This window comes from Allobosea sp. LjRoot90 (assembly GCF_964254315.1).
Classification (GTDB): Bacteria; Pseudomonadota; Alphaproteobacteria; order Rhizobiales; family Beijerinckiaceae; genus Allobosea.
On sequence record NZ_CAXUTF020000015.1, the window covers coordinates 1 to 26011 of the forward strand.

The 26011-nt window shown below is 66.6% G+C and carries 27 protein-coding genes; 18 read left to right on the forward strand and 9 right to left on the reverse strand.

The genetic code is table 11. The annotated features are described in order from the left end of the window. Position 1: 1 nt before the first annotated feature. Together ung and ACSQ3M_RS28115 are read right to left on the reverse strand one after the other, a co-directional pair. Positions 2-700 (reverse strand): uracil-DNA glycosylase, encoded by a 699-nt coding sequence (gene ung, locus ACSQ3M_RS28110; RefSeq protein ID WP_436153381.1) that lies wholly within the window; start codon positions 698-700, stop codon positions 2-4. Beyond that, positions 697-2217 (reverse strand): bifunctional metallophosphatase/5'-nucleotidase, encoded by a 1521-nt coding sequence (locus ACSQ3M_RS28115; protein ID WP_436153382.1) that lies wholly within the window; start codon positions 2215-2217, stop codon positions 697-699. The genes ung and ACSQ3M_RS28115 overlap by 4 nt, the downstream gene beginning before the upstream one ends. Before the next feature lie 153 nt (positions 2218-2370). Between ACSQ3M_RS28115 and hemH the strand changes: the two genes are divergently transcribed. Beyond that, positions 2371-3408 (forward strand): ferrochelatase, encoded by a 1038-nt coding sequence (gene hemH, locus ACSQ3M_RS28120; RefSeq protein WP_436153383.1) that lies wholly within the window; start codon positions 2371-2373, stop codon positions 3406-3408. Between the two features lie 124 nt (positions 3409-3532). Here the strand turns inward: hemH and ACSQ3M_RS28125 are convergent, their stop codons facing one another. Next, positions 3533-4432, reverse strand: a complete 900-nt coding sequence (locus tag ACSQ3M_RS28125; protein WP_436153384.1) for an alpha/beta fold hydrolase — start codon at positions 4430-4432, stop codon at positions 3533-3535. A gap of 45 nt (positions 4433-4477) precedes the next feature. On the opposite strand from ACSQ3M_RS28125, the gene ACSQ3M_RS28130 reads away from it, so the two are divergent. From ACSQ3M_RS28130 to ACSQ3M_RS28145, 4 genes are all read left to right on the forward strand, one after another. After that, positions 4478-4975 (forward strand): MarR family winged helix-turn-helix transcriptional regulator, encoded by a 498-nt coding sequence (locus ACSQ3M_RS28130; protein ID WP_436153385.1) that lies wholly within the window; start codon positions 4478-4480, stop codon positions 4973-4975. A 78-nt stretch (positions 4976-5053) separates the two neighbouring features. Beyond that, on the forward strand, positions 5054-6043 hold the full coding sequence (locus ACSQ3M_RS28135) for an SPFH domain-containing protein (protein ID WP_436153386.1): 990 nt from the start codon (positions 5054-5056) through the stop codon (positions 6041-6043). A gap of 2 nt (positions 6044-6045) precedes the next feature. After that, positions 6046-6492: an NfeD family protein gene (locus ACSQ3M_RS28140; protein ID WP_436153387.1), complete on the forward strand. Its 447-nt coding sequence runs from the start codon at positions 6046-6048 to the stop codon at positions 6490-6492. Between the two features lie 368 nt (positions 6493-6860). Continuing rightward, positions 6861-7388, forward strand: a complete 528-nt coding sequence (locus ACSQ3M_RS28145) for a L,D-transpeptidase (RefSeq protein WP_284167200.1) — start codon at positions 6861-6863, stop codon at positions 7386-7388. A gap of 34 nt (positions 7389-7422) precedes the next feature. Here ACSQ3M_RS28145 and ACSQ3M_RS28150 read toward each other — a convergent pair whose 3' ends face one another. Beyond that, on the reverse strand, positions 7423-8370 hold the full coding sequence (locus tag ACSQ3M_RS28150) for a 2-hydroxyacid dehydrogenase (protein WP_436153388.1): 948 nt from the start codon (positions 8368-8370) through the stop codon (positions 7423-7425). 233 nt (positions 8371-8603) lie between these two features. Here ACSQ3M_RS28150 and ACSQ3M_RS28155 point away from each other — a divergent pair, with 233 nt between their 5' ends. The 3 genes from ACSQ3M_RS28155 (at position 8604) to ACSQ3M_RS28165 (ending at position 9408) form a co-directional block, all read left to right on the forward strand. After that, positions 8604-8921, forward strand: a complete 318-nt coding sequence (locus tag ACSQ3M_RS28155; protein WP_436153389.1) for a DUF2853 family protein — start codon at positions 8604-8606, stop codon at positions 8919-8921. A gap of 123 nt (positions 8922-9044) precedes the next feature. After that, positions 9045-9176 (forward strand): hypothetical protein, encoded by a 132-nt coding sequence (locus ACSQ3M_RS28160; protein ID WP_436153390.1) that lies wholly within the window; start codon positions 9045-9047, stop codon positions 9174-9176. Positions 9177-9183: 7 nt separating this feature from the next. Further along, positions 9184-9408: a hypothetical protein gene (locus ACSQ3M_RS28165; RefSeq protein ID WP_436153391.1), complete on the forward strand. Its 225-nt coding sequence runs from the start codon at positions 9184-9186 to the stop codon at positions 9406-9408. A 6-nt stretch (positions 9409-9414) separates the two neighbouring features. Here the strand turns inward: ACSQ3M_RS28165 and ACSQ3M_RS28170 are convergent, their stop codons facing one another. Next, positions 9415-10713, reverse strand: coding sequence for a class I SAM-dependent methyltransferase (locus ACSQ3M_RS28170; RefSeq protein ID WP_436153392.1), 1299 nt, complete (start codon positions 10711-10713; stop codon positions 9415-9417). 78 nt (positions 10714-10791) lie between these two features. After that, the gene (locus ACSQ3M_RS28175; protein WP_436153393.1) at positions 10792-11013 is read right to left on the reverse strand and encodes a DUF1674 domain-containing protein; all 222 of its coding nucleotides are present in this window, start codon (positions 11011-11013) and stop codon (positions 10792-10794) included. Positions 11014-11122: 109 nt separating this feature from the next. Between ACSQ3M_RS28175 and htpX the strand changes: the two genes are divergently transcribed. The 6 genes from htpX to ACSQ3M_RS28205 all read left to right on the forward strand — a co-directional run bounded on the left by htpX (position 11123) and on the right by ACSQ3M_RS28205 (position 17726). Further along, positions 11123-12043 (forward strand): zinc metalloprotease HtpX, encoded by a 921-nt coding sequence (htpX, locus tag ACSQ3M_RS28180; RefSeq protein ID WP_436153394.1) that lies wholly within the window; start codon positions 11123-11125, stop codon positions 12041-12043. A 1-nt stretch (position 12044) separates the two neighbouring features. After that, positions 12045-13379, forward strand: coding sequence for an RsmB/NOP family class I SAM-dependent RNA methyltransferase (locus tag ACSQ3M_RS28185; RefSeq protein WP_436153395.1), 1335 nt, complete (start codon positions 12045-12047; stop codon positions 13377-13379). An 84-nt stretch (positions 13380-13463) separates the two neighbouring features. Then, complete coding sequence (locus tag ACSQ3M_RS28190; protein ID WP_436153396.1) at positions 13464-15179, forward strand: heparinase II/III family protein; 1716 nt, start codon at positions 13464-13466, stop codon at positions 15177-15179. Positions 15180-15352: 173 nt separating this feature from the next. Further along, positions 15353-16945, forward strand: a complete 1593-nt coding sequence (gene purH, locus ACSQ3M_RS28195; protein ID WP_436153397.1) for a bifunctional phosphoribosylaminoimidazolecarboxamide formyltransferase/IMP cyclohydrolase — start codon at positions 15353-15355, stop codon at positions 16943-16945. 23 nt (positions 16946-16968) lie between these two features. Continuing rightward, positions 16969-17247: a hypothetical protein gene (locus ACSQ3M_RS28200; protein WP_129157197.1), complete on the forward strand. Its 279-nt coding sequence runs from the start codon at positions 16969-16971 to the stop codon at positions 17245-17247. Next, positions 17244-17726 carry a YbaK/EbsC family protein gene (locus ACSQ3M_RS28205; RefSeq protein ID WP_436153398.1) on the forward strand — a complete coding sequence of 161 codons (483 nt, stop codon included), beginning with the start codon at positions 17244-17246 and terminating at the stop codon, positions 17724-17726. Before ACSQ3M_RS28200 ends, ACSQ3M_RS28205 begins: the two co-directional genes overlap by 4 nt. 3 nt (positions 17727-17729) lie before the next feature. On the opposite strand, the gene ACSQ3M_RS28210 is transcribed toward ACSQ3M_RS28205, so the two are convergent. Further along, the gene (locus ACSQ3M_RS28210) at positions 17730-18536 is read right to left on the reverse strand and encodes a DUF72 domain-containing protein (RefSeq protein ID WP_436153399.1); all 807 of its coding nucleotides are present in this window, start codon (positions 18534-18536) and stop codon (positions 17730-17732) included. 135 nt (positions 18537-18671) lie between these two features. Here ACSQ3M_RS28210 and ACSQ3M_RS28215 point away from each other — a divergent pair, with 135 nt between their 5' ends. Then, positions 18672-19100, forward strand: a complete 429-nt coding sequence (locus tag ACSQ3M_RS28215; RefSeq protein WP_436153400.1) for a helix-turn-helix domain-containing protein — start codon at positions 18672-18674, stop codon at positions 19098-19100. Positions 19101-19406: 306 nt separating this feature from the next. Here the strand turns inward: ACSQ3M_RS28215 and ACSQ3M_RS28220 are convergent, their stop codons facing one another. Together ACSQ3M_RS28220 and ACSQ3M_RS28225 are read right to left on the reverse strand one after the other, a co-directional pair. Next, entirely contained in the window at positions 19407-20585 is a 1179-nt protein-coding gene (locus ACSQ3M_RS28220; RefSeq protein ID WP_436153401.1) for an OmpA family protein, read from the reverse strand. Positions 20586-20636: 51 nt separating this feature from the next. Continuing rightward, complete coding sequence (locus ACSQ3M_RS28225) at positions 20637-22091, reverse strand: caspase family protein (RefSeq protein ID WP_436153402.1); 1455 nt, start codon at positions 22089-22091, stop codon at positions 20637-20639. Between the two features lie 226 nt (positions 22092-22317). Here ACSQ3M_RS28225 and ACSQ3M_RS28230 point away from each other — a divergent pair, with 226 nt between their 5' ends. From ACSQ3M_RS28230 to ACSQ3M_RS28240, 3 genes are read left to right on the forward strand one after another with little or no spacing between them, the layout of a single operon-like run. Further along, positions 22318-23538, forward strand: a complete 1221-nt coding sequence (locus ACSQ3M_RS28230) for a DUF4399 domain-containing protein (RefSeq protein WP_436153403.1) — start codon at positions 22318-22320, stop codon at positions 23536-23538. Beyond that, positions 23535-23987, forward strand: a complete 453-nt coding sequence (locus tag ACSQ3M_RS28235; RefSeq protein WP_436153404.1) for a DUF4399 domain-containing protein — start codon at positions 23535-23537, stop codon at positions 23985-23987. Before ACSQ3M_RS28230 ends, ACSQ3M_RS28235 begins: the two co-directional genes overlap by 4 nt. 33 nt (positions 23988-24020) lie before the next feature. Then, positions 24021-25760 carry an SUMF1/EgtB/PvdO family nonheme iron enzyme gene (locus tag ACSQ3M_RS28240; protein WP_436153405.1) on the forward strand — a complete coding sequence of 580 codons (1740 nt, stop codon included), beginning with the start codon at positions 24021-24023 and terminating at the stop codon, positions 25758-25760. Positions 25761-26011: the final 251 nt, after the last annotated feature.

Consider the following 26011-nt stretch of genomic DNA (forward strand, 5'->3'; position numbering starts at 1 on the left):
CCTACCACGCGATCGGTTTCTCCCCCTTCCCCCCCAGCCAGGCATTCGCCTGGCTGAACGGCTTCGAGCCGAAGAAGCCGCGCCGCGCCGAGAGCGGCGAGGGATGGGCGCTGGCGATGACGAGGTGCTTGCTCTCGTCGACCAGACCCCGCTTGGCCTGCGCTGGTAATCCCCAGAGCATGAAGACGACATGCGGCAGTCGTTGCGAGACGGCCGACAGGATTTCGTCCGTCACCACCCGCCAACCGAGCTTGAGGTGCGAGCTGGCCTGCGTCGCGCCCTCGCGCACTGTCAGCGCCGTGTTCAGCAGCAGCACGCCCTGCTTCGCCCAGGACGAGAGGTCGCCGCCGGCGGGCGCGGCGAGGCCGGTATCCTCGGTCCGCTCCTTGTAGATATTGACCAGCGAGCGCGGCAGCGGTGGCGGTCCGACATAGGAGAAAGCGAGGCCGTTGGCATGGCCAGGGGTCGGATAGGGATCCTGCCCGAGGATCACGACCCGGACGTCATTGAGCGGCGTCAGTGTCAGTGCCGCCAGGAAGCGCTCCGGCCCCGGCGCCACGACATGGCCGGCAGCGCGCTCCGTATCGACGGCAGCGCAGACACGCGCCACCGCGCCGTCCCGGAAGACGGAGAGGTCGCGCCAGGACGCGGAGGCCGGCGAGGCGAGGAAGGCGTCCAGCGCCTCACGAAAGCCGCTCACTTCAGGATAGCCCGCCCCTCGACCTTGGCCTCGACCGTTCCCAGCCGGCGCACATAGACCATCACTTCGTTCGCCATCAGCTTGCCGTCGGTCAGGCCGATCAGCGTCTTGCCGCGGCCGAGCGCGGTATAGCCGTCGCCGCCCGCCAGCATGAAGTTGTTGGAGGCGACCGTGTATTTGCTGGCGGGGTCGATCTCCTTGCCGTCGACCTTCACGGAGGTGACGCGCGAGCCCTGCGGCTGCTTGAGGTCCGCCTCGAAGATGAGCCCCGACACCACCGGGAAGCGCCCTGCGCCCTGCGGCGCGTCGCGCAGGCCGTTCTCGATCGCGTCCTTCACATCCTTGCCGGTGATCTCGACCATCACGGTGGCGTTGCCAAAGGGCATCTCGCTCAGGACGTCGCGGCGCGTCAGCTTGTGGCCGGGCGCATACTGCTTGTTGGCGCGGATGCCGCCGGCATTGGTGATGGCGAGCTGCGCGCCCGTCGCGGCCCTGATCGCATCGGCGATCAGGTTGCCGATCGCCGTTTCCTGCGTGCGGATCATGGCGGTCCGGGAATCGAGCGGAGTGCCCAGTGTCGCGATCTCAACGTCGAGCTCCTTGGAGAGCTCGCTCTCATAGCCCTTGACGATGGCGGCGACCTCGGGATCGGGCGTCGCAGCGCGGCTGTCGTTGACGCGGAAGGTCGGCGTCCACGCGACCTGCCGCGCCTGGCCCTGGCCGGAGACGCTGACGGCGATGTCGATCGCGGTGACGTAATTGCCCTCCTCGTTCGACTCGACCATCACGACCTTGCCGTCATAGGCAATGGCGAGGTCGTGGTCGTGGCCGGTGAGCAGGATGTCGACCACGCGCGAGCGCACGATCTCGTAATCCATCGCCCGGTCGGCATGGACCACGCCGACGAGGATGTCGGCGCCCTCCGATTTCAGCTTGCGCGCCTCGCGCCGCAGCGCCTCCATGGTCGAGGAGAATTTGAGGTCGCCGGGATTGGAGAGCTGCGGCGTCGGGTCGAAGGTCGTGCCGATCACGCCGACCTTGATGCCGCCGAGCTCGAAGATCTGCGAATCCTTGTGGCCCGGCAGCGGGTTGCCGGCGGCGTCGCGCAGGTTCGCCGCGAAGGTCGGATAGCTCTGGGCCGCAGTGAGCTTGAGATAATTCTCCTTGCCGAAGTCGAATTCGTGATTGCCCGGCACGAAGACGTCGATGCCCATCTTGTTCTGCATCGCGACGATGTGGGCGCCCTGGTCGAAGCCCGACATCAGCGAGGGCGAGTAACAGTCGCCGGCATGGCAGAACAGCACGGGCACGCCGCGGGCACGCTCGGCCTTGGCGATGCCGGAGGCCCGGGCGAAGCCGCCTTTGCCCTTGTCGTCGCTCATCTTGTAGATGTCGTTGACCAGCAGCAGCGTGAAGGTGGCCGGCGGCGTCTGCGCCTTGGCGACCGGCGCGGTCGCGGCAAGGGCTGCGGGAGCGCCGAGGACGCGAAGCGCGTGGCGGCGGGTCATCTTGGTCATCGGCGCGAACCCCTGCGGTTTTGATTTGGTCGAAGACTAGCAAGAGCCTAGCCGGCTTGCGAGACCCCTGCTTACGCAGTGTCGCACCCCGTACGGCCCGACTGGACGAAAACCGTAACTCGTCTAAATCACAGCCGAACGAAAGCGGATGTGATGAGCCTCAAGCCCAGTTTGCCGCCCGACCATGCTATCATCAAAAGCGGCCGCATCGGCGTGCTGCTGATGAATCTCGGCACGCCCGAGGGTACGAGCTACCGGCCGATGCGGGCCTATCTCAAGGAATTCCTCTCCGACCGCCGCGTCATCGAGGAGCCGCGCTGGAAATGGTGGCCGATCCTCAACCTGATCATCCTGTCGACCCGCCCCGGCCGGAAAGGCAAGGACTACGCCTCGATCTGGAACAATGAGCGCAACGAGGGTCCGCTCAAGACGATCACGCGTGCGCAGACCGAGAAGCTCGCCGAGCGGCTGGCGGGCGAGGCCAGCGATCGCATCGTCGTCGACTGGGCGATGCGCTATGGCCTGCCCGATGTGAAGAGCCGGTTGAAGGGCCTGCTCGACCAGGGCTGCGACCGCATCCTGCTCGTCCCGCTCTACCCGCAATATGCCGCGCCGACTTCGGCAACCGCCTGCGATCAGGCGTTTCGCGCCCTGATGCAGATGCGCTGGCAGCCGACCGTGCGGGTCGCTCACCCCTACTATGCCGATCCCACCTATATCGATGCGCTCGCCGCCTCGATCCGGGCCTCGCTCGGCAAGCTCAGCTTCGAGCCCGAGGTGATCCTCTGCTCGCTACACGGCATGCCGAAGGAATATCTGCTCAAGGGTGATCCCTATTACTGCCAGTGCGCCGTCACGGCCCGGCTGCTGGGCGAGAAGCTCGGCCTCTCGGACGAGCGCTTCCGCCTGACCTTCCAGTCGCGCTTCGGACCGGATGAATGGCTGCAGCCCTATACCGACGAGACGGTGAAGGCGCTGGCGCAAGGCGGCACCAAATCGCTCGCCATCGTCGCGCCGGGCTTCTCGGCCGATTGCCTGGAGACGCTGGAAGAACTCGACGTCGAGAACCGCGAGATCTTCCTGCACAATGGCGGCAAGGAGTTCGCCTATCTGCCCTGCCTCAACGATTCCGAAGGGGGCATGCAGGTGATCGAAGCGGTGGTGCGCCGGGAGCTGATGGGCTGGGTGTGAATCGCCTCAGGCGTCATGGTCGGGCTTGACCCGACCATCTCAGGACGAGAAGGCACCTATTCCTGGCGGAGATTCTCGGGTCTGCGCTTCGCTTCGCCCGAGAATGACGCCCCTCGCCCGCCGCCTACCCCACCACGAAGCGCGTCACGCCGTCCAGCACCGGCTTCGCCTGCAAAATCCGCCGGTGTCCAAGCCCGCTCGTCTCCTGTAGCGCCACGAAAGGCCCGGCAGACGCCAGCGCCTGCGCATGGTGGAAGTCGAGCTCGCGGTCCTGCCGGTCGTGGATCACCAGGGTGGGAAGGCCGATCGCGGCAAGTTGCTCGCGGCCCTCGAACGCCTCGACCGGATTGCCGGCGACGCTATGGATGTGCCGCTCCAGCGCCGCCTGGCCACGGCGGCCGAGACCGATCGTCGCGCCGAAATTGCGGGTAATCGTCGTGACCGAGGACGGCGCCGCGACCAGAGCGAGCCGGTTCGTCCTGACCCGCGGCTGGCCCGGCACGCTGCGGGCGAGTCCAGCGAGCGCAATCGCCCCGCCGAAGGAATGGGCCACGATCGCATGCACCGGCGCGAAGACGCGGGCGACGGCGGCGAGCGCGGCGACGCCGAGCGGAATATTGAGTTCGGCCCCGGTCGAGGTGCCATGCGCCGGCATGTCATAGGCGACAACGCGGAAGCCCTGCGCCAGCAGCGGCTGGACGAAAGCGCTCATGAAAGCCGCCTCGCTGTTCCAGCCATGCAGCAGGATCACGGTCGGCGCGGGCGCATCGCCATCTTGCAAGCGAGGCTCTGGTTCGAACAGATAGGTGCTGACCGTCCCGCACGGGTAGGATACCGCCTGTTTGATCGCAGGTGCGAGTCGGGAGCGGGCGGCAATGATCGCCTTGCCGGTTCGGGTCTGCGGACCCGGCTGGCGCGGCGGCGTGCAGAAGAGCTTGAAGGCGGCGCGCCCGGCAGTGCGTGGAGCGAGGAAGCTGCCGATGCGGACGAGAGGACGGATGACGCGAAGGGCTGCGCTTGGCATGATCGAAAACCCTGTTCGTTCAGTCTTGAACTATTATGTTCAGCCATGAACAAAATGCAAGAGCCGATTTCCGAAACCGCGGATGAGCCGGCCGGCACCGCCAGGTCGGCGCTGCCCTGGGAGCTGCCGCGCTTCAAGAACTGGCTCGCGGTCGCGCGCATGCACCAGCTCTGGAAGAAGGTTTTCTCCGAGGCGCTGGCCCCGCTCGGCATCCAGCTTGCCCATTACGACGTGCTCGCCAACGTCTTCCGCACGCCCGGGCTGACCCAGCAGGCACTGGCCGAGAAGCTGCTCGTCGGCCGCAGCGCCATGAGCATGCTCTTGCCCGAACTCGAGCGGCGCGGCCTGATCGAGCGCCGCAATGACGACACCGACCGGCGGGTGCGGCGCCTCTGGCTGACACCGGAAGGCGAAGTCCTGACCCGCAAGGCGCTCGCGATCCACACCAACAAGATCGAGGCGATGATGGGGGTCCTCAATGACGAGGAGTGCAACACCGTCGGCGAGATGATGTGGCGCGTGGTGAAATATCTGGAGACCTGACGCCGCGAGCCTGCATCAGAGCTTCGCAAACATCGCTATGATGAACGGCTGCTGCGCCGAAGCTGGAGAAGGGATGAGATGGGCTCGCAAGGTTTGGATATCGCCACGGTCGCCCTGATTATGCTGGTCATCGCGATCGTCATCGCGATCGCGCTCGGCGTGCGCACGGTGCCGCAGGGCTATAATTTCACCGTCGAGCGCTTCGGCCGCTATTCGCGCACGCTCGGTGCCGGCCTCGGGCTGATCATCCCGCTCTTCGACCGGATCGGCCACAAGGTGAATGTGATGGAGCAGGTGCTCGACATTCCCTCACAGGAAGCGATCACCAAGGACAATGCCGGCGTGCGCATCGACGCGGCCGCCTTCTACCAGATCCTCGACGCAGCCAAGGCGCGCTACGAGGTCTCGGCACTCGATCAGGCGCTGATGGTGCTGACCATGACCAATATCCGCACCGTGGTCGGCTCGATGGACCTCGACCAGCTGCTCTCGCATCGCGACGAGATCAACGAGCGGCTGCTGCGCGTCATGGACGCCGCGGCTTCGCCCTGGGGCGTCAAGGTCACCCGCATCGAGATCCGCGACATCCTGCCGCCGGCCGATATCGTCGGCGCGATGAACCGGCAGATGAAGGCCGAGCGCGAGAAGCGCGCCGCGGTGCTGGAAGCAGACGGTATGCGCCAGGCCGAGATCCTGAAGGCCGAAGGTCTGAAGCAATCGCAGATTCTCGCCGCCGAAGGTCGGCGGGAAGCCGCCTTCCGCGACGCCGAGGCCCGCGAACGCTCGGCTCAGGCCGAAGCGGCGGCGACCGCCATGGTCAGCGAGGCAATCAGCCGCGGCGACATCCAGGCCGCCAACTTCCTGATCGCCGAACGCTACACCGATGCGCTGAAGGCGATAGCGAGCGCTCCCAACAGCAAGGTGGTGATCGTGCCGATCGAGGCCGCGGCGCTCGCCGGCACCGTCGGCGGCATCGCCCAGCTGACCAAGGCCGTCTTCGGCGACGAGGCGGTGGCGAATCGGCGCGTCGGCTCGGTTCCCGCGGCCGGCCGCTCCGTGGAGGGCTGATCATGCTCGACTGGTTCGCCTCCCTCGGCGGCTGGGCCTGGGTCGTGCTCGGCCTTGTCCTCATCGGCGGCGAAATGCTGGCGCCGGGCGTCTTCCTGCTCTGGTTCGGCCTCGCCGCGCTGCTGACCGGCATCGTCGTCGGGCTCACAGGTGTCGCCTGGCAGGGCGCAATGCTGGTCTTCGCGGTGCTCGCCGTCGCCAGCGTCCTTGCCGGGCGCGCCATCACGCGCCGGCGGGACGAAGAGCCCGACGCTGCCTCGGGCCTGAACGATCGCGGCCGTCAGCTGATCGGCAAGATCTTCAAGCTGGAGGCGACCATGGCCGGCGGCGAAGGCCGCATCCGCGTCGGCGACTCCTCCTGGCGTGTCACCGGCCCTGAGCTGCTCGCCGGTACCGAGATCCGCGTTATGCGGGTCGAGGGTGCAACGCTGGTCGTCGAGAAGGCCTGAGTCCCGCGTCCCGCGCAGTTTTCCGCAAACCCAGCGGGAGCGCTTAACCGGCCGTTCACGCCGGTCACCGTCGGTCGTGGACCGTACCGGCCGGTTCCGTCATGACGGAGCTGGCGCCGCCGGATGTCAGATCGCGGCGCCGGAGGATTCCGTCATGAGCATCCCGCACGGTCCGATCGACCTGCTCCTCGCCGCCCTGCTGTCGCTGCTACTGGCGACGCTGACCATCGGCGCCGCTATCGCTTGAGACATCAGCCGGTTAAGCCCGGATTCATCCTGAATCGCGGGTTCACCATGCTGCTGAACCCGCGATTCACCGGCAACTGCCCAAATCCTCCTGAAGCGTTGGGACACGCAGGGAGAGAACCATGGCGGGCCGGCACGGACCGATCGATCTGATCATCGCGGCAGCGCTCTCGCTGCTGATGCTGCTGGCGGTGCGCCCCGCCCAGGCGCGCGAAGTCGTCGACTTCCCCGATTACCGCTACCAGCCCGGCACCATCCTGATCCGGACGGCTGAGCGGAAGCTCTACTACATCGCCGCGCCGGGACAGGCCCTGCGCTACACCATCGCCGTCGGCAAGGCCGGCAAGCAGTGGCGCGGCGTCAAATATGTCGAGGAACTCATGGTCGATCCGGCCTGGAGCCCGCCGGCCGAGGTCAAGCGCGACAATCCGCGGCTGCCGGACGTCATCCCGGGCGGCGCGCCCAACAACCCGATGGGCGCACGCGTCATCGGCCTCGGCCCCGGCGGCCAATACGCCATCCACGGCACCAACAACCCGCGCTCGGTCGGCACCGCCGCCTCCTATGGCTGCTTTCGCATGCACAACAGCGACGTGATCGATCTGTACGCCCGCGTCCGCATGGGCACCCCGGTCGTCGTCGCGCCCTGACGACCGGAGCGAGGTCAGGCTCCCTCGCGGCCCCCTAGATCGCGACCGGTGACAGCAGCGGCCGGCCGGCGAAAAACGCCTCCAGATTGGCGAGCAGCAGCTCCTGCTGGGCGATCTGCGCCGATTCTGCGTTCGCCGCGATGTGGGGCGTCAGCACGGCGTTCTCCAGTGCCTTGAGCCGATCCGGAACGACAGGCTCGTGCTCGTAGACATCGAGCGCCGCGCCCGCGATCGTACCGCTCTCCAGCGCCTCGATCAGCGCGGCCTCATCGACCGCAATGCCGCGCGATATGTTGACGAGATGGCCGTGCGGGCCGAGCGCGCGCAGGACCGCAGCATCGATCGCGTGCCGCGTGTCGCTGCTCGCGCGCACCGAGACCATCAGGATATCGGCCCATTCGGCGAGGCCGAGCAGGCTGTCGTGATACTGATAGGGCAGATCCGGCCGGGGCGAACGGTTGTGATAGCCGACTGTCATGTCGAAAGCGGTTGCCCGCACCGCGATGCGCTGGCCGATGGCGCCCAGCCCGAAAATGCCGAGCTTGCGCCCGGCCAGGCCCGGCACATGCGCCATGCGCTCGATCGCATTGCCTTGCCAGCGGCCAGCCCGCAAGAAGCGTTCAGCAGCACCGATCTGGCGGGCGCTCGCCAGCATGAGCCCGACCGCGAATTCGGCGACGCTCGTCGCGTTGGCATCGGCGGCATTGCTGACGAGGATACCGCGCGTCTTGGCAGCCGCCCGCTCGACGCCCTCATTGCCCGTACCGTAGCAAGCGATGAGACCGAGGCTGGGCAAGGCGTCGATCAAGGCAGCGTCTGTTTTCCAGGTGCCGACCGTCAGCAGCACGCGCGCCGCGTCCGCCCCCAGCGGCAGCGCGTCCGGTGCGGAATGACTCATCGGTCCAAGCACCTCGTATCGCTCCTCCAGGCGCAATACCAGGCGCGCCGGCATGCGCGGCGCCATCAGGATCGTCGGCTTCATGGCTGAAAGGCCTCCGGGCGAATTGCTGCATCGCAGCACTTGCCGGCCCCGGCTTCAACAACCCTGGGCGCCGGCCTGCCATATCCCGGACGCAACCCGGAATCACTGAACAATTGACGGGATTTTCGTAAGCCCGCCTCTCGCCTGCGACAAAAAAGCCGGATATCGTTTTCCCAGGCGTAATGCTGAGTCCAGCACGCCTTCGATCCGATATGTCTTCAGAGGGGTACCCGATGGATCATCTCGCCGACGTCAAGAAGTTCGCCAAGAAGCCTCTCAACGAGGCCGCCTTCGCCGGCATGAGCAAGTCTTATGCGTTGGTCATGAGCAAACCCGATACGCGCTACGTCGCCTGCTCGGACCCCGCAGAACTCGAACGCGTCCGCGAGAACTTCCTGAAGAAGAAGCTTGGCCTAAAAAGCGCCGATCTCGACGCTTCCATCAAGGCCACCTGCGATCACATGAAGGCCGACAAGACCAAGTCGCGCCTGACCTTCTATTATCTGCTGGCCGAACATTACGGCAAACTCGACGGCTTCGTGAAGAAATAACGCCTGCCGACGGGCCTGACCTGCATGGCGCCCCCTTGGGCGCCATTCGCATTTTCAGAACCGGCAGCGAAAACAACGCTGAGCCCTCCAAGGTCGAAATACACGATCCGCTTGGGGGTTTCGATGTTCACACTGTCCCGTTCCGTCCTCTCCGGCCACGCCCAGACGCTCTTCACCGTTGCCGAGGCGGCCTTCGCCTCGACAATCGTCTTCGGTGCGGGCCTCGCCTTCGCCACCACGATCGGTTTCTTTTGAGGCTGCCATGCCGGCCGCGCCTGCGCCCGCAATCGCCACACTTGCCCGTCCGCATTTCGCGATCGGGCGTGATTGCGAGGGCCATTGGATCGCCGTCGAGATCCATGGCCGCGGCGGTGGCTACTTTCGCAGCCTGGACGACGCCCTGCACTATGCCCGCGCCGAAGTAGGCGCCTCGGGCGCCGGCGCCGTGACTGTCAGCGACCAGCCGCTCGCGCTGCGCTTGTCCTGACCTTGTTCAGCGATAGAGATCGACCCGGGTCAGCGGCAGGCCCGATGGCCCCTTGCGTCGCTTCGAGACCAGCGTCTGGTTGATCAGCGCCCCGCCGCGCTCGAAGGCGAGCGAGCAGCCGGCGAGATAGAGCAACCACATCCGCGTCCGCTCCGGCCCGACTTCCGCTTCCGCCTCAGCCTTGTTCGCGTTCAGCCGCTCGAACCACAGCCGCGTCGTGCGCTGATAGTGCTCGCGCCAGCCTTCGACATCGTGCACCTCGAAGCCGTAGCGCTCGAGATTGGCGATCGACATGCCCAAATGGTCGAGTTCGCCACCCGGGAAGATGTAGCGCACCAAAGCGCGGTACTCGGCCGGCATCTTGTTGAAGGCCCGCTCGGTCTTCTTGGCACGCCGCGAGATCGAGTGGTGCAGATAGAGCCCGCGCGGCTTGAGCAGCCGGTTCACCGCCTGGAAATAGGTCGGGTGGTTGCGGATGCCGACATGCTCGAACATGCCGATCGAGGAGATCTTGTCGAACTCCCCCTCCATCTGGGTGAAATCCTTAAGATGGAGCGTGACCTTGCCCGTGAGGCCGAGCGCCTCGACCTTCTCCTGCGCCAGCTTGAGCTGCTCCTCGGCCAGCGTCACGCCATGGGCCTCAACGCCGTAATGCTGCGCGGCGTAGCAGACCAGCGCGCCCCAGCCGCAGCCGATGTCGAGCAGTCTGTCACCCGGTTTCAGGCGCAGCTTCCGGCAGATCATCTCGAGCTTGTCGGTCTGTGCCCGCTCGAGATCGTCGTGGTCCTCGGTGAAATAGGCGCAGGTGTAGACCATGCACTCATCGAGAAAGAGCCGGTAGAATGCGTTCGAGACGTCGTAGTGGTGAGCGATATTGGCCTTGTTCGTCGCAGGCTTGCCGTCGCGGGCGATCTCGTCGCCCTTGATATGCTCGACCACTTGCGGCGCGGTGCCCGGTGCGAAGATGAAGCGTCTGACGACCTCGAACACAGCCGGCTTGGAGATGCCGCGCGCCAGCCTGCCGACCTTGCCGTCCGGCCGTGCCGCCGCGAGATCGAAGATCGAACCGTTCTCGATGGCGATCCGGTCGGCGACGTGCAGATGCAGCAGCGTGTCGAGCTTCGGCTTGCGCAGCAGCGCCGCGACGACGCCAGCATCGCGGATCGCGATCATCAGATCGTCCGCCCGCCAGTCGACCGGCACGCGCGAGCCGTCCCAGAGAGAGAAGCCGAGCTTCAATCCAAGCTTCCGGTGCGCTTCGGTCAGGAGCCGCCGCAGGGCTTCCAGGCGCTTGTCGTCACTCATGCTGGATCAAAGCCCGTTGCTGTCAGCCTCGTCTTTGGCCGGCTGCGGGCCCCTTGGCAACCGTCAGCTCCGCGCAGCTCAGAAATCGCTCGCGATGCCCTTCACTTCCCAGTCGTCATAGCGCACCGGCTCGAGCCCGCCGCGGCCGGCGACTTCCTTGTCGCGCCTGAGCGCCGCCGCCTTGGCGTCGATCTCGGCCCGGCGCGCCTCGGCCTCCGCCAGCGCGCGCTGGGCGGCCGGCGAGAGCGCCTTGCCGTGCTGGCCCGCGGCTGGTTCGTCCTTCTTCGCCTCGCTGCTCATTCTCGGCCATTCTCTTGCAGGATCGGCATCGTCTTCACCACATAGGGACGAAACTGGCGTCGGGCGAGGTTAATCCCGCATCGACGCCGCAGGAAGCAAGGGGTTCTCGATGAACTATGCCCGTACCGGCATGCTGATGGCGGCGCTGACCGCGCTGTTCGGCGTGGTCGGCTATCTGCTCGCCGGCACTGGGGGCATGCTGATCGCGCTCGGCATCGCGGTCGCGACCAATCTGTTCAGCTACTGGAATGCCGACCGGCTGGCGCTGTCGGCCTATAACGCCCAGGAGGTCGATGAGCGCAGCGCGCCCGATCTCTACCGGATGGTGCGCGATCTCGCCCAGCGCGCCAACATGCCGATGCCGCGCGTCTACCTCATCCAGGAGGACCAGCCGAACGCCTTCGCCACCGGCCGCAATCCGCAGAACGCCGCGGTCGCGGCCACCACCGGGATCATCCGCACGCTGTCCTATGACGAGCTCGCCGGCGTGATGGCGCACGAGCTCGCCCACATCAAGAACCACGACACGCTGACCATGACGGTCACGGCGACCATGGCCGGCGCGATCTCGACCCTCGCCTCCTTCGGCATGTTCTTCGGCTCGCGCGACAATCGTCCCAACGCCATCGTCCAGATCGCCCTGATGATCCTCGCCCCGCTGGCCGCGACCATCATCCAGATGGCGGTTTCGCGTTCGCGCGAATACGAGGCCGACCGCATCGGCGGCGAGATCTGCGGCAACCCGGTGGCGCTGGCCGACGCGCTCGCCAAGATCGCTGGCGGCGTTTCCCATATCCCGAACGAGACGGCGGAGGCGAAGCCTGCTACGGCGCACATGTTCATCATCAACCCACTCTCCGGCCGCGGCATGGATTCATTGTTCTCGACCCACCCCGACACCGGCAACCGCATCGCCGCATTGATGGAGCAGGCGCGCGCCATGGGCGCAGCCTCAAATCGCGGCGGTTTCGCCGGCGGCGCCAGCCAAAACCCTCTTGCCGGCGGGCGCGAACCCGGGCCCTGGGGCTGAAATGGCAGCCTCCCACGAAAACCAAGCTCCGGCTGACGATGTACCTGGTCTCGCGGCGCGCCGTCTGGCGGCGACGCTGATCGACGAGGTGCTGCGCGCCGGTACCGCGCTCGACGAGACTTTCGAGCGCCTGGCGCTGGCGGCCAAGCTTGAGCCGGCCGATGCCGGGCTGGCGCGCGCGATCGCGACCGTCGCCTTCCGCCGCCTCGGCACGATCCGCGAAGTGGTCGGCGCCCGGCTCGAACGTGGCAGCCCGCGCAAATCCGGCCCGTTCGAGCCGATCATGGTCGCCGCCGCCGCGCAGCTGCTCTTTCTAGACGTGCCCGATCACGCCGCGGTCGACCTCGCCATCCGCCAACTTCACGAGGACGCCCGCTCCTCGCGCTACGCCTCGCTCGGCAATGCCGTTCTGCGACGGTTGGCGCGGGAGCGCGACGCGATCCTCGCCGATCTCGATCCGCTCGCCGACACGCCCGACTGGCTGCGTGAGAGCTGGATGACGACCTATGGCGCCGATGTCGCCACAGCGATCGCAGCCGCCCATGCGCAGGAGCCGCCGCTCGACCTGACCGTGAAATCCGACGCCGCCGGCTGGGCCGCCAAGCTCGACGGCATCGTCCTGCCAACCGGCTCGGTGCGCCTGCGCGGACGCGACGCCGTCACCGGGTTGCCGGGCTTTGCCGAGGGAGAGTGGTGGGTGCAGGACGCGGCGGCCGCCTTGCCAGCCCGCCTGCTCGGCATCAAGCCGGGCGAGCGCATCGCCGATCTCTGTGCCGCGCCAGGCGGCAAGACCGTGCAGCTCGCGCAGCTGGGTGCGCAGGTCACTGCAGTCGATCGCTCCGGCACGCGCCTGCGTCGGCTCAGGGCCAATCTCGAACGGCTCGGGCTGGAAGCCGAAATCGTCGTCGCCGATGCCACTGCCTTCGAGGCGGAGCCGTTCGACGCTGTCCTGCTCGACGCCCCATGCAGCGCCACCGGCACGATCCGGCGCCACCCCGATGTCCCCTGGACCAAGCGACCCGAGGATATCGCCAAGCTCACCGCCCTGCAGGCTCGCCTGCTCGACCAGGCAGGACGACTGACCCGGCCGGGCGGTCGCCTCGTCTACTGCACCTGCTCGCTGGAGCCGGAGGAGGGCGAGGCGCAGATCGAGGCCTTCCTGGCTCGCACGCCTGGTTTCGAGCGGGGCCCGATCGAGCCTTCAGAAATCGGCGGCCAGGCCGAAGCGCTGACGCTGCTAGGTGAATTGCGCACGCTGCCGCACCAGCTCGCCGGTGAGACGCCACGGCTCTCGGGATGGGCGGGATTTTACGCTTGTCGCCTGAACAGGGTATGAGTTGATCGGGATTCGCCTCACCGAGGCGGTAGCGGGACGGCGAGGCAGCGGAATTCATTGAGCGGCTGGTCGGAGCGCGGAGGCTTGGCACGAGCAGCCATCGGCAGGGCGGCGCGGCGTACGCGCGGCCAGATTGCCGGGGCAAAACGTGCACTCTGGCCGTTCGGACGGCTCCGTTCCAGCCGCCTGCTCTTCGCCCCGCACGACCTGCGCACCGCCGATCCGATCACGGCCAGCGACATCTACGCCGGCTATTTCGCCCTCGCCGGACGCACCGTGAATTGCCATGGCGAATCGCCTTTCCTGGTCGCGCCACCGAGCGAGGCCTGGGCGGAGGCGCTCTCTAGCTTCGTCTGGCTGCGCCATCTGCGCGCCGCCGATACGGCGATCGCTCGCGCCAATGCCCGCGCGCTGGTCGACGAGTTCATCGCCCGCCAGCATGACCGCGACGAGATCGCGCGGCGCCCAGCCGTGATCGCCCGGCGGCTGATGTCGTTCCTGTCGCATTCGCCGCTCCTGCTCGAAGGCGCCGACCACGCCTTCTACGAGCGCTTCATCCGCCATGTCGCCCAGACCGCCGAGCGGCTCCAGCTCGCGCTCGCCGGCGCCGTCGAGGGTGCGGCGCGCCTGCAATGCCTGATCGCGATCTGCTTTGCGGCCATCTGCCTCGACGGCCAGGAGCGGCGATTGCGCCGCTACGAGATCGCGCTCTCCGACGAATTGGAGCAGCAGATCCTGCCGGATGGCGGCCATCTCAGCCGCAATCCCCGCATCCTCATCGACTTGCTGCTCGACCTCCTGCCCCTGCGCGAGACCTTCACCGCGCGCGGACTCGAAGCGCCGCGCGCCATCATCATGGCGATCGACCGGATGATGCCGCATCTCAAGCTGTTCCGGCACGGCGACGGAGCGCTCGCTCTGTTCAACGGCATGAGCACGACGCCACCCGATCTGATGGCGACGTTAGCGGCCTATGACGATGTCCGCGCCCGGCCGATCGAGCACGCCGCCTATTCCGGCTATGACCGGCTGAGCGCCGGCACCAGCATCGTCGTCGTCGAGGCCGGGCGCCCACCGCGAGGGGCGAGCTCGGTCGAGGCCCATGCCGGCTGCCTGTCTTTCGAATTGTCGACCGGCTCACAGCGCATCGTGGTGAATTGCGGCGCCAGCCGCTTCGGCACGCCGGAGATCAGGCTCGCGGCCCGTGCGACTGCCGCGCATTCGACCGTGACGCTGGACGACCGCTCGAGCGCCGTCTTCGGGCTGGTTCTCGGCGAAAGACGGATCACCGCCGGCCCGATCGATGTCCGCGTCGCGCGCCAGGACAGCGAGGACGGACACGAATGGGTGGCAAGCCATGACGGCTACCGGCGCGCCTTCGGCACCATCCACACCCGGCGCCTGCTGCTTTCCCGCAATGGTAATGAGCTCGTCGGCGAAGACGCCTTCAGCCCACCGGCCGCGCTGGCGAGCCTGCCGGCGATCGCGCGCTTCCATCTGCACCCGAACGTCAAGCCGAGCCTGATCCGCGGTGGCGAGGGGGCGCTGCTGGCGCTGCCCTCGGGCGAGATCTGGGCCTTCGAGGCCTCCGGCCTGCGGGTCGGGCTCGAGGAGAGCATCTTCTTCGCGGCAGCCGACGGCCGTCACAAGACCGTGCAGCTCGTCATCGAGTTCGACGCGGTGGCGACACCACAGATCATCTGGCGTTTCGCCCGCCTCGGCACGCCCGCGCAGCGCACCTCCCGGGGAGAAACGGCAGAGCGGGAACGGGCTGAAGCGGAGCCCGATCTGCCGCTCTGACCTCTTTGCAGGGCAAGGCTGCAGCGCCTTGTGCTTTGCAGCAAAGCCCGGGCGTGATAGGGCGCGCGAGCATTTTCGCGCCTGGAGCCCGCTCCGATCAGCTTGCATCGCAAGCCGATCGGCAAAGCGGTCTCTAAGCTAATAGTCGCCATCAACCCGGACTTGATCATCCCATGCCGAACGAACTCCGCCGCGTCGAACGCGCGCTGCTTTCCGTTTCCGACAAGACCGGGCTGATCGACTTCGCTCGTGCCCTCGCCCGCCTGGGCATCGCGCTGGTCTCGACCGGCGGCACCGCCAAGGCGATCGCCGAGGCCGGCCTTGCCGTCACCGATGTCTCGGATCTGACCGGCTTCCCCGAGATGATGGATGGCCGCGTCAAGACGCTGCACCCCAAGGTCCATGGCGGCCTGCTCGCCATCCGCTCGCATCCGGAGCATCAGGCCTCGATGCTCGGCCACGGCATCGCGCCGATCGACCTGCTCGTCGTCAACCTCTATCCGTTCGAGGCGACGGTCGCCGCCGGCAAGCCTTATGACGACTGCATCGAGAACATCGATATCGGCGGCCCGGCGATGATCCGCGCCGCCGCCAAGAACCATAACGACGTCGCCGTCGTGGTTGAGGCATCCGACTACGCCGCCGTGCTGGCCGATCTCGAAACGCACAGGGGCGCGACCACGCTGACGCTGCGCCGAAAGCTGGCGCAGAAGGCCTATTCGCGCACCGCTGCCTATGACGCCGCGATCTCGAACTGGTTCGCTGGCGAACTTGGCGATACCTCGCCGGCGTTCCGCGCGCTTGGCGGCAGCCTCGCCGAGACGATGCGCTATGGCGAGAACCCGCATCAATGGGCCGCCTTCTACCGCACGCCGGAGCAGCGCACCGGTGTCGCGACCGCCCGCCAGGTCCAGGGCAAGCAGCTCTCCTACAACAACATCAACGACACCGACGCCGCCTTCGAATGCGTCGCCGAGTTCGACCCGGCCCGCACCGCCGCCTGCGTCATCGTCAAGCACGCCAATCCTTGCGGCGTCGCCGAGGGCGGCTCGCTGCTCGAAGCCTATGAGCGGGCGCTCGCCTGCGACCCCGTCTCGGCCTTCGGCGGCATCGTCGCGCTGAACCGCAAGCTCGATGCGCAGGCAGCGAAGAAGATCGTCGAGGTCTTCACCGAGGTGATCATCGCCCCCGACGCCGACGAGGAGGCGATTGCGCTCGTCGCTGCCAAGAAGAACCTGCGCCTACTCCTGACCGGCGGCCTGCCGGATGTCCGCAAACCCGGCCTCAGCCTGCGCACCGTCGCCGGCGGCTTCCTGGCCCAGGCGCGCGACAACGCCGTCGTCGACGACATGGAGCTGAAGGTCGTGACCAAGCGCCAGCCGAGCGAGGCCGAGCTCGCCGATCTGCGCTTCGCTTTCCGCGTCGCCAAGCACGTCAAGTCGAATGCCATCGTCTATGCCAAGGGCCTCGCCACAGTCGGCGTCGGCGCCGGCCAGATGAGCCGCGTCGATTCCTCGCGTATCGCTGCCTGGAAGGCCGGCGAGGCAGCCAAGGCCGCTGGCACGCTTGAGAGCCTCGCCAAGGGCGCGGTCGTCGCCTCCGACGCCTTCTTCCCCTTCGCCGACGGCCTGCTCGCCGCGGCCGAGGCCGGCGCCACCGCGGTGATCCAGCCCGGCGGCTCGATGCGCGACGACGAGGTGATCAAGGCAGCGGACGAGGCCGGCCTCGCTATGGTCTTCACCGGTCACCGCCACTTCCGGCACTGACAGGGCGAGGCAGGGAGGAGCAGATGCACACCGTCAAGGTCATCGCCGCGGGCTTTGCCCTTCTCGGCGTCCTGCTCCTGATCGCGCCGCGCCTGAACACCGGCGGGCGTCATCCGATCGTCTTCGCGATGAAGCTCTTCATCCCGCTCTGGTTCGTCGCCTCGGTGATCAATCTGATCATCGGCATCAACCGCGCCGGCTATACCTTCCTGCAGGAGGCCCCGATCCTGCTTGTCGTCTTCGGCGTACCGGCGCTCGTCGCGGGGCTGATCTGGTGGCGTTTCGGCAGAGGTGTCTCGTGAGCCTTGAATCCGTCCGTGCCTTCTTCGCCGACCACGCGCCTGACGTCGCGATCCTCGAAACCGACGGCAGCAGCGCCACGGTGACGCTGGCCGCGGAGGCTTTCGGCGTCGAGCCGGCGCGCATCGCCAAGACCCTGTCCTTCCGCCTCGGCGAGCGCGTCGTCCTGCTCGTCACCCGCGGCGATGCCCGCCTCGACAACAAGAAGACCAAGGCCGCCTTCGGCGCCAAGCCGCGCATGCTCGATCTCGATGAGGTCGTCGCCATCACCGGCCATCCGGTCGGCGGCGTCTGCCCGTTCGGCTTGCTAAAGCCCCTGCCGGTCTATTGCGATGTCTCGCTGAAGGCCTTCGACGAGGTCGTGCCGGCCGCCGGCTCGACGCAGACTGCCGTACGGATCAGCCCAGAACGGATAGCTACGCTCACCGGCGCGCAATGGGTCGATGTCTGCCAGGAGCCGGCGGTCCAGGCCGCCGAATAGGGCTCAGCTGCCGACGCGCTCGATCAGCGCCATCGCCGCAGCGGGATTGCGGACCTTGTCGCCGCTGATGACATAGAGAAAGACGTCGCGCGGTGTCTTGCTCGCGGCAGGCGCGACCAGCTCCAGCTCCTGCGGCGCATCGCCCTTGGCCCAGGCCTGGGCCCGGCTGGTCCAGGCATCGAGCTGCTTGGCGGAATAGCCCTGCACCTCCGCTTCCTTCGTGCCCATGATCCGCGCATAGACGAGGGGCGCCGTCACATCGGCGATCTGCGGAAAATCGGAATCGCCCGAGGTGATCGCTGCGACGCCATAGTCGCGCAGCAAGGCGACGAAATCGGGCGAGCGGAAGCTCGGATGACGCACTTCCACGGCATGGCGCAAAATGACGCCGTCGACCTCCTTCGGCAGCAGCTTCAGGAACGCCTCGAAATCGGCCGGGTCAAAGGCCTTGGTCGCCATGAACTGCCAGTTGATCGGGCCGAGCTTCTCCTTGAGCTCGCTGAGGCCGGAGGTCACGAACTTCTCGACCGAAGGACCGGCCTCGGCCAGTACGCGGCGATTGGTGCAGAAGCGCGAGCCCTTCAGCGCGAAGACGAAGCCATCCGGCGTCTCAGCCCGCCATCTGGCGAAGCTCTCCGGCTTCTGCGAGCCGTAATAGGTGCCGTTGATCTCGATCGAGGTCAGCTTGCTCGCGGCATATTCGAGCTCGCGCTTCTGCGAGAGCTTGTCCGGATAGAAGACACCACGCCAAGGCTCGAAGACCCAGCCGCCAATGCCGATATGGATCTTTCCGGCTGTGTTGGTGGCCATGGTGAACTCCTGGGACGCTGCATAGGCTATTGCGGACAGTAGGTGGAGCAGTTGTCGATGTATGGCAGGATGACCAAAGCCGCACCATGGCCGCTCAACTATTGACTGCGCCATGGGCAGGAATGCACGCTATGGATGCGATATAGGGAACCGCCGAGGGAGTGCGATTGGAGGGGCTTATTCAATCGCAGGATCGGCGACCGTCTCAGGCGCCGGCGGGTTGCGCTCAGGCTGAGTCGCGCCAATGTCGCCAAAGCAATCCAGGTCGATAAACATGAATACACGGATTACGAAAGAGGTTTAAGGAGACCTCACGCCGCAGTATTGAAGCGTCTCCTTCAATTGTTGCAGATCTCTGCGAAAAATCTTTTTGCCGATATCCCACCAGCCATCGAAGCGTCGGGCTTCACGGATACCGAGCAGAAGCGTTACAAGATTTTACCGGCCGTCGCGATCCGTTCTCAGATCAACCAAAACGTCAGCGAAATTGGAGATCCGGAGACACTCGACGCTATCGCACAATTAACCGCGTTCCTGGCTAAACGCGACAAAGGTGTAACCTAGGTCGTTGGTCGGATTGAAGTCCGCTGCACCTTTGGACCCAAAAACTCCGTTGCACCTTTGAAAGCGAAAACCCCGCTTCGTCACGAAGCGGGGTTTTGTTGATCTGGAGATATTTGGTTGCGGGGGCTAGAATACCGACCATCATCGGTTCGGCTTTTAGCCCTAAGTCGACACTGGGAATGTCCGCTTAGCGGCAGTGGGCGGGCGACTGACGCTGGCACGGTTCGGACGTCGAGAACGTTGGCTTGCAGGCAAGTTAGCTCGGCATGAAACCACCGGGTTTGGCCCAAGGCTGCATCGCATCTTTCAGCAGCCGATGACCTTGAATTCCACGCGCCGATCGAGCGCATCGCTGCCGTCGTCCTTGCCGGTTCCGATGAGGTTTTCCTTGAAGCCGCGCCCGCTCGCGATCACGCGGGCGCGGTCCTCCGGCATGCCGGTCAACAGCAGGTCCATGACGAACTGGGCGCGAAGCGCCGAGAGGCGCTCGTTCACCTGCGGTGGCCCGGTGCGCGAGGTGTGCCCGACGACCTCCAGGCAAGCACCTTTCTGGCGCGCGCGCGTCGCAATCTGGCTCAGCCACATCGGATAGGGTTCGGTAATCCGGGGGTCATCGATGAACTGCGTGGTCCCGGGTTTGAACAGCAGCTTCACCATGAGCTGGTTGGCGCCCAGGCCGTAATCGATGAGATCGCCGAAGGCATCGACCATATCGTCACGCCTCGCGAGCTTGCTGGCGGCGAGATAGGTACCGATCCTAACCCGGTGCTGCTCGCCGCCCGGCAAGGTGCGCGCCGCCCGATAATAGGCCAGCGCCTCGCGGAAGCGCTGCGCGTCATAGGCAAGGATGCCGTCATTGACCAAGGCGTTGGCAGTCAGCCGTTCGACATAGACGGGGTCGATCGCATCGCCGAGCTTCGTGCCCTGACAGGTCTTGATATAGACGTCGGTGGCCTGGTCCTTCGCCCAGAGCGGCGAGTCGCGATAATACGGGGTCGGCGTCACGTCGACGCCCTCGATCTGGGCACGTGCCACGCCCTTCGAGACGATGCTGTTCGACTTCAGGTCCGCGAGCGTCAGGCAGATCCGATAGGCGTCACGCGCGCCGTCCGTCGCTCCGTTGTTGTTCACCGCCGTGAAGGTGCCGACCAGCACGACCGGCTTGCGCGCCAGCGAGGCGCTGTCGAAGGAATGCACGGTGAAGCGCGGATAGGATTTGCGGACGATCTCGATCAGGGTCTGCTGCATCGAGCGGGTGGCGGTCGATTGCGAGCCGGAAGCCGCGTCGATCAGCGGATCGATGACGAGATCGACCTGCTGGTCAGTGAGCGCCGCCTTGCCGAAGAGGTCGGCGGCCGCCTTCTGCAAAGCTTGCGGGAAAGGCATCGGTACGGGCGGCGGCGCCGATTGTGCCCGCGCAGCAGCGGCGCTCGCCAAAAGCGTCAGCGGAATCAGAATGCGGCCGAAGCGCGTGAGGACCGACATGTTTCACTCCTCTTCCGTGTCAGGCTCTCGCCGACCCGTCAGCGCCGCCGTTCAACGGCATTGCTGAAGCTGTTCGCGTGCAGCCGGCGTCAGCTCTCCGAGCTGGGCCCGTAGCAGAAGCTCGCTGCACTGCGCCTTGGTCTGCATCGTCGCAGCCGGAGCATCGACGCGGCGCTCGACCGGGCGCGGCGCGCTCGCCGGCACGGCCTGGGGCTGTGTCGAGCGATCGGGCGACGACGGCGTCAACGTGCCGAGCCGCGCCGCCATCGCCTGCTCGACATTGCGACGTTCTTCGGCCAGGCGCCGCTTCTCGACTTCGAGCGCGGCCAACTCCTTCTCGCGGCGAGCCAGTTCGTCCGCGAGACGGGAGCGCTCGGCCGGGTCCCTGGCCGCTTGCCTGGGCGGGATCGGAACCGGCTTCACCTGTGGGGTGTCATTGGTCGCGGCCGGCGGCCGCACCGGCTCGGCGGGCTCCTGCCGGGCAAGGTCGGTTGCGGCCTGCTTGCGCCCCTGTTCGGCCTGTTCGAGCCGTTCGAGCAGCGCCCGCTCGCGCTCTGCGAACTCGCGCACCAACTTGTCGCGTTCATTCGCCGCAACCGAGCGGCGCTCGATCAGGTCGAGGCGCGTGCGTGCGTCGATGGACAAGGAGCTGGTGGGATAGAGCTGCATGAAGTCCCGGAGAACGTCGGGCTCGTCGCTGGAGCGGATGCGCTGCCAGACACTGGCATCGGTCTCCGCGAGATTAAGGTAGAAATCGCCGAGCAAGGACAGCGAGAGCTCCGGCGTCTGCCGCCCCGCGGTCGCATCGTAGACGCTCTTCTGGACGCGGCGGAACATGGTCGCCACCTCGAGCCCTGGCTGGTCGATCTCGCGTACCAGCGCCGCCGTGAACGGGCTGTTGCGGCCGGCGCCGTCGGCAGCGACATCGTTGGCCTGGGTCGCATAGGCGATGACCATGCCCTGCGCCCGCGCCACGGGAGCAAGGCCGGAGCCGACCGAGAAGCCGCGCGTCGCCTGTCTCTTGGCGAGCTGGCTGACGAAAGGATTGTTTCGGCAGGCGTCCAGCACCATGATCTTGACGCCCTTGGCGAAATTCAGCGCCGTGACGACGTCGTTGAGCCGTGTCGTCTCATACTGGACGCCGGCCTCGTCCTCGATCTTGGCCTCGACCGGCACGAGGTAATTCTCGCCGTTGAACTGGAAGCCGTGGCCGGCGAAGTAGAACATCACGGAATCGGCGTCCTGCGCCAGCCGGGCGAAGCGGGTCAGCGCCGCATCCATACCGCGCTTGTCGAGGTCGATGCCGTCGACCACGTCGAAGCCGACTTTGCGCAGCGCCGCGGCCATGTCGCGGGCGTCGTTGACCGTATTCGGCAGGACGGGCGCATTGCGGTAGCTGGAATTGCCGATGACGAGGGCAACGCGCCGCTCCGAAGCCGGCGCAGCCATGGCCAGCCCGGTCAGCATGAGCATGATCAGCCCGCAGAGTCTGGCGATGAGGATCATGGCCCCCTTCCTAACGTCACAGGCTACCGCATGACTTCGCCGGATGCCAGAACAAAGCCGCTCCAGCTACGTCAGCGCCAAGTTTTCGGCTTCACGTGTTCAGCTTGAAGACGTGCAGCCGCGCTGCTAGCCTGCCCGCACTCGTCTCGTGGATGGGGAGACGTCGATGCCATCGAGGGCGCTTCGCCTTATACCCGCCCTGGTATCGGCGGCTTTGGCATGCGCCATGGCCACTGCTCTTCCGGTCGGCGAGGCTGTGGCCCAGGCGCGCGCGATGCAGCGCAGCCCGGCCCCGGCAACCGCCAAGCTCAGCTTCGTCGGCCTCGCCAACAATGACCGCGTTCCCGGCAAGCTCACGGTCCGCTTTGCGATCAGCGGCATGGAGATCGCGCCTGCCGGGCAGGCCAGGCGCAATGCCGGGCACCATCATCTGCTGATCGACACCGGACTGCCGGCGCTCGACCAGCCGATCCCGAGCGACTTCAACCACACCCACTTCGGCGGCGGGCAGACCGAGGCCGAGATCGCGCTGACGCCAGGCCGGCACACGCTCCAGCTTCTCTTCGCCGACCATAACCATGTGCCGCATGATCCCCCCGTCGTGTCCGAGCGGATCACCGTCGAGGTCGCGGCCGATCCGGCCGAGAAGCCGCGCTCCGCCGCCGCCCGTGGCGGCCGGGTTTTCTTCATCGACCTCAAGGATGGCGCCACGATTCCGACCCGCGCGAAGATACGCTTCGGCATCGAGGGCATCACCATCACGCCCGCCGGCACGGTGAGCGCCAATGGCGGCCATCACCACCTGCTCGTCGACGCGGAGGTGCCGGCGCTCGACCGCGAGATCCCCAGCGATTTCAACCATCTGCATTTCGGACGCGGCCAGACCGAGGTCGAGCTCTCGCTTCCGCCCGGCGAACATACGCTGCAGCTTCTCCTGGGCGATCACGAGCATGTCCCGCATGACCCTCCGATGATGTCCGAGCGGATCCGCGTGCGCGTCGTCGATGCGGTGCAGGTTGGCTCTGCGGCACCCGCAGCCCCGGCGGCGGGAGCGGGCCGCCCGCGCACAGCTTCGCCCAACGACGCCGTCGTCTACTTCATCTATCCGAAGGATGGCGCGACGATCTTCCCGAACTCGACGATCCGCTTCGGGCTGCGCAATATGGGCGTCGCGCCCGCCGGCGTCGCCAAGCCGAACACCGGGCACCATCATTTGCTGGTCGACGTGCCGACACCGGGGCTCGGCGAGCCGATACCGTCCGATCTCAACCACATTCATCTCGGCGGCGGCCAGACGGAGCGGCGCATCACCTTGCCGCCCGGCAAGCATACGCTGCAGCTCGTTCTCGCGGACGCGAACCATGTGCCGCACGATCCCCCGGTCATGACGGAGCGCATCACCGTCACGGTGATGGCGGGCGGCCGCAAAGCGGCGAGGCGCCGATGAGAATTTCGCGCCGCAGCGTCGCTGGCCTCCTGGCGGCCTCTTGTGTGATGGCTGGCCCCTTCTGGTCGGCCGATGGGCTGGCGCAGGCCGTTAAGCGGCAGAAACCGCCGCCCGGCGCGCTCGTCTATTTTCATTATCCGCTCGACGGGCTGCGCGTGCCGGAGCGGTTCACCGTTCGGATCGGGCTGCGCAACATGGGGGTCGCGCCGGCCGGCGTCGAGCATGCGGCAACCGGCCATCACCATCTGCTGATCGACACCGATCCTGGCCCGCCCGGCCAGCCGATCCCGTCCGATTACAACAATATCCATCTTGGCAACGGTCAAACGGAGGTTGTCGTCACCTTGCCGAAAGGGCCTCATACGCTGCAATTATTGCTCGGGGACCATACCCATACGCCGCATGACCCGCCCGTGATGTCATCGAAGATCACGATCTATGTGCGCTGAGACTGCGGCAGCCTGCGCTCCGAGGCACTACCGATGACGAATGGTCGCCATATGGGCTGGTTGCGCTCCTTCCTCCTCGCCGCCCCACTCGTTGCGCTCGCGGCAACCCCGGTCCTGCCGCAGGAGGCTGCGCCGCCCACCCGCATTGCGCTGGTGATCGCCAACGGCGCCTACCCCGATGCGGCCGTCGCCCAGGCGCCGGCACAGGGCCGCGCCGTTGCTGCTGCTCTGCGCGAAGGCGGCTTCGAGGTGATCGCGGTGGAAAATGGGCCCCGTGCGGACATGCGGCAGGCCATCGCTCAATTTGCCGGCAAGCTGCGCCCCGGCGCATCGGCCGTGGTCTTCTATTCCGGCCACGCCGTGCAGCAGCGCGACCGCGATTTCCTCGTGCCGATCTCGCCCAATCCGGTGCAGGACGCAGTCGATCTCGACGAGATCATCGACCCCTTGATCATTGCCAAGCCGTCCAGTGCCCTCGTCCTGATCGACGCCAGCCGTGACAACCCCTGGCAGGCGCGAGGCAAGGGCCTACGTGCGACCGAGCGGCTCGAGACCGTCGCGGTGATGTTCACGGCCGCGCCGGGAAAAACCGTCGCGGACTCCGGGGCCCGCGGCAATCCGGCGGTCGAGGAATGGCTGAAGGCGATCCGCACGCCTGGTCTCGACATGGCGGCGGCCATCGAGCGCGTGCGCGACGCAGTGGCGAAGGCGAGCCGGCGCAGCCAGCAAATCTGGCTCTCATCGGCGCCGCCGAAAGGGCTCGTGGTGACCTCTGTCAGCCAGCCCGTCGCGGTCGCGCAGGCGAACCGCGCCGTCATCCTGTCACCGCCGGCTTCCGAGACCTCACCGGACGCCTTTGAACTCGCTTTCTGGGAATCGATCCGCAACAGCGAGAATGCCAGCGAATACCGCGCCTATCTCGACGCCTATCCGAATGGCCGCTTCTCGGGGCTCGCACGCGCCCGCGAGCAGCTCTACCGCGGCAAGCCCGGGGCGGCGACGCCTGCAGCCTCGGCCGCCCGGCCCCCGACCGCCGCAACGCCCGCCGCGCCGGCGCCGAAGACGGGACCGATCCGCGACTGCAGCGACTGCCCCGAACTGACGGCGATACCGCCCGGCTCCTTCCAGATGGGCTCGAACGATCTTTACGAGTTCGAGAAGCCCGTTCACCCTGTTGCCGTGCGCGGCTTCTATCTCGGCACGCGAGAGGTGAATTTCGAGGAATGGGACCGCTGCGTGAACGAGGGCGGCTGCAACTACCGGCCTGACGATCGCGGGCTGGGGCGCGCAAAGCGCCCCGTCACGGATATTCACTGGAACGACGCCAACGCCTATCTCGCCTGGCTCTCGGCCAAGACGGGAAAGCGCTATCGGCTGCCCAGCGAGAGCGAATGGGAATATGCCGCTCGGGCCGGCACGACGACGACCTATCCCTGGGGCCAGGCCATGGAGAAGGACCGCGCGAACTGCCTCGGCTGCAATGACCAGCCGCGCCGCAGCGCCGTCGCTTCCGGCCAGTACCCGCCCAATGCCTTCGGCCTCCACGACATGGCTGGCAACGCGGCCGAATGGGTCGCGGATTGCTGGAGTGAGAATTACCGCACCGCACCGCGCGACGGCAGTGCTCAAGTGGTGCCGGGTTGCCGCGAGCGCGTGCTGCGCGGCGGCTCCTTCAACAACGATCCACGTTATCTGCGCTCGGCCGCCCGCTTCAAATACGAGGCCGATGTGCGCTTTTACACCAACGGCTTCCGCGTCGCGCGCGAGCCGTGACGGCGGCTCGCATTCGGAATCAATTTCAGTGAAGCGAAGGGCCGCCATGCCACCGCCGCGTGAGCGAGTGAGAGCAAAGATCCGCTCCACCAACGTCCGCTTTCAGGCGTTTATCCAATGACCACAAGCGGTACAAAAACGGCTGGGCTGCGCGGGGTACACAGCTAGAACCGTTTCGTCGAGAGCACATCGAAGGTCTTGCTGACACCTGTTCCGTGCGCTCTGTTCGCTGATCGAGCGGCTTGTGGTGG

Bases quoted from the DNA above. Each gene is read 5' to 3' on its own strand.
- ACSQ3M_RS28115 (WP_436153382.1), bottom strand. From the start codon at position 2,217: ATGACCAAGATGACCCGCCGCCACGCGCTTCGCGTCCTCGGCGCTCCC.
- hemH (WP_436153383.1), top strand. From the start codon at position 2,371: ATGAGCCTCAAGCCCAGTTTGCCGCCCGACCATGCTATCATCAAAAGC.
- ACSQ3M_RS28125 (WP_436153384.1), bottom strand. From the start codon at position 4,432: ATGCCAAGCGCAGCCCTTCGCGTCATCCGTCCTCTCGTCCGCATCGGC.
- ACSQ3M_RS28130 (WP_436153385.1), top strand. From the start codon at position 4,478: ATGAACAAAATGCAAGAGCCGATTTCCGAAACCGCGGATGAGCCGGCC.
- ACSQ3M_RS28135 (WP_436153386.1), top strand. From the start codon at position 5,054: ATGGGCTCGCAAGGTTTGGATATCGCCACGGTCGCCCTGATTATGCTG.
- ACSQ3M_RS28140 (WP_436153387.1), top strand. From the start codon at position 6,046: ATGCTCGACTGGTTCGCCTCCCTCGGCGGCTGGGCCTGGGTCGTGCTC.
- ACSQ3M_RS28145 (WP_284167200.1), top strand. From the start codon at position 6,861: ATGGCGGGCCGGCACGGACCGATCGATCTGATCATCGCGGCAGCGCTC.
- ACSQ3M_RS28150 (WP_436153388.1), bottom strand. From the start codon at position 8,370: ATGAAGCCGACGATCCTGATGGCGCCGCGCATGCCGGCGCGCCTGGTA.
- ACSQ3M_RS28155 (WP_436153389.1), top strand. From the start codon at position 8,604: ATGGATCATCTCGCCGACGTCAAGAAGTTCGCCAAGAAGCCTCTCAAC.
- ACSQ3M_RS28160 (WP_436153390.1), top strand. From the start codon at position 9,045: ATGTTCACACTGTCCCGTTCCGTCCTCTCCGGCCACGCCCAGACGCTC.
- ACSQ3M_RS28165 (WP_436153391.1), top strand. From the start codon at position 9,184: ATGCCGGCCGCGCCTGCGCCCGCAATCGCCACACTTGCCCGTCCGCAT.
- ACSQ3M_RS28170 (WP_436153392.1), bottom strand. From the start codon at position 10,713: ATGAGTGACGACAAGCGCCTGGAAGCCCTGCGGCGGCTCCTGACCGAA.
- ACSQ3M_RS28175 (WP_436153393.1), bottom strand. From the start codon at position 11,013: ATGAGCAGCGAGGCGAAGAAGGACGAACCAGCCGCGGGCCAGCACGGC.
- htpX (WP_436153394.1), top strand. From the start codon at position 11,123: ATGAACTATGCCCGTACCGGCATGCTGATGGCGGCGCTGACCGCGCTG.
- ACSQ3M_RS28185 (WP_436153395.1), top strand. From the start codon at position 12,045: ATGGCAGCCTCCCACGAAAACCAAGCTCCGGCTGACGATGTACCTGGT.
- purH (WP_436153397.1), top strand. From the start codon at position 15,353: ATGCCGAACGAACTCCGCCGCGTCGAACGCGCGCTGCTTTCCGTTTCC.
- ACSQ3M_RS28200 (WP_129157197.1), top strand. From the start codon at position 16,969: ATGCACACCGTCAAGGTCATCGCCGCGGGCTTTGCCCTTCTCGGCGTC.
- ACSQ3M_RS28210 (WP_436153399.1), bottom strand. From the start codon at position 18,536: ATGGCCACCAACACAGCCGGAAAGATCCATATCGGCATTGGCGGCTGG.
- ACSQ3M_RS28215 (WP_436153400.1), top strand. From the start codon at position 18,672: ATGCGATATAGGGAACCGCCGAGGGAGTGCGATTGGAGGGGCTTATTC.
- ACSQ3M_RS28220 (WP_436153401.1), bottom strand. From the start codon at position 20,585: ATGTCGGTCCTCACGCGCTTCGGCCGCATTCTGATTCCGCTGACGCTT.
- ACSQ3M_RS28225 (WP_436153402.1), bottom strand. From the start codon at position 22,091: ATGATCCTCATCGCCAGACTCTGCGGGCTGATCATGCTCATGCTGACC.
- ACSQ3M_RS28230 (WP_436153403.1), top strand. From the start codon at position 22,318: ATGGCCACTGCTCTTCCGGTCGGCGAGGCTGTGGCCCAGGCGCGCGCG.
- ACSQ3M_RS28235 (WP_436153404.1), top strand. From the start codon at position 23,535: ATGAGAATTTCGCGCCGCAGCGTCGCTGGCCTCCTGGCGGCCTCTTGT.
- ACSQ3M_RS28240 (WP_436153405.1), top strand. From the start codon at position 24,021: ATGACGAATGGTCGCCATATGGGCTGGTTGCGCTCCTTCCTCCTCGCC.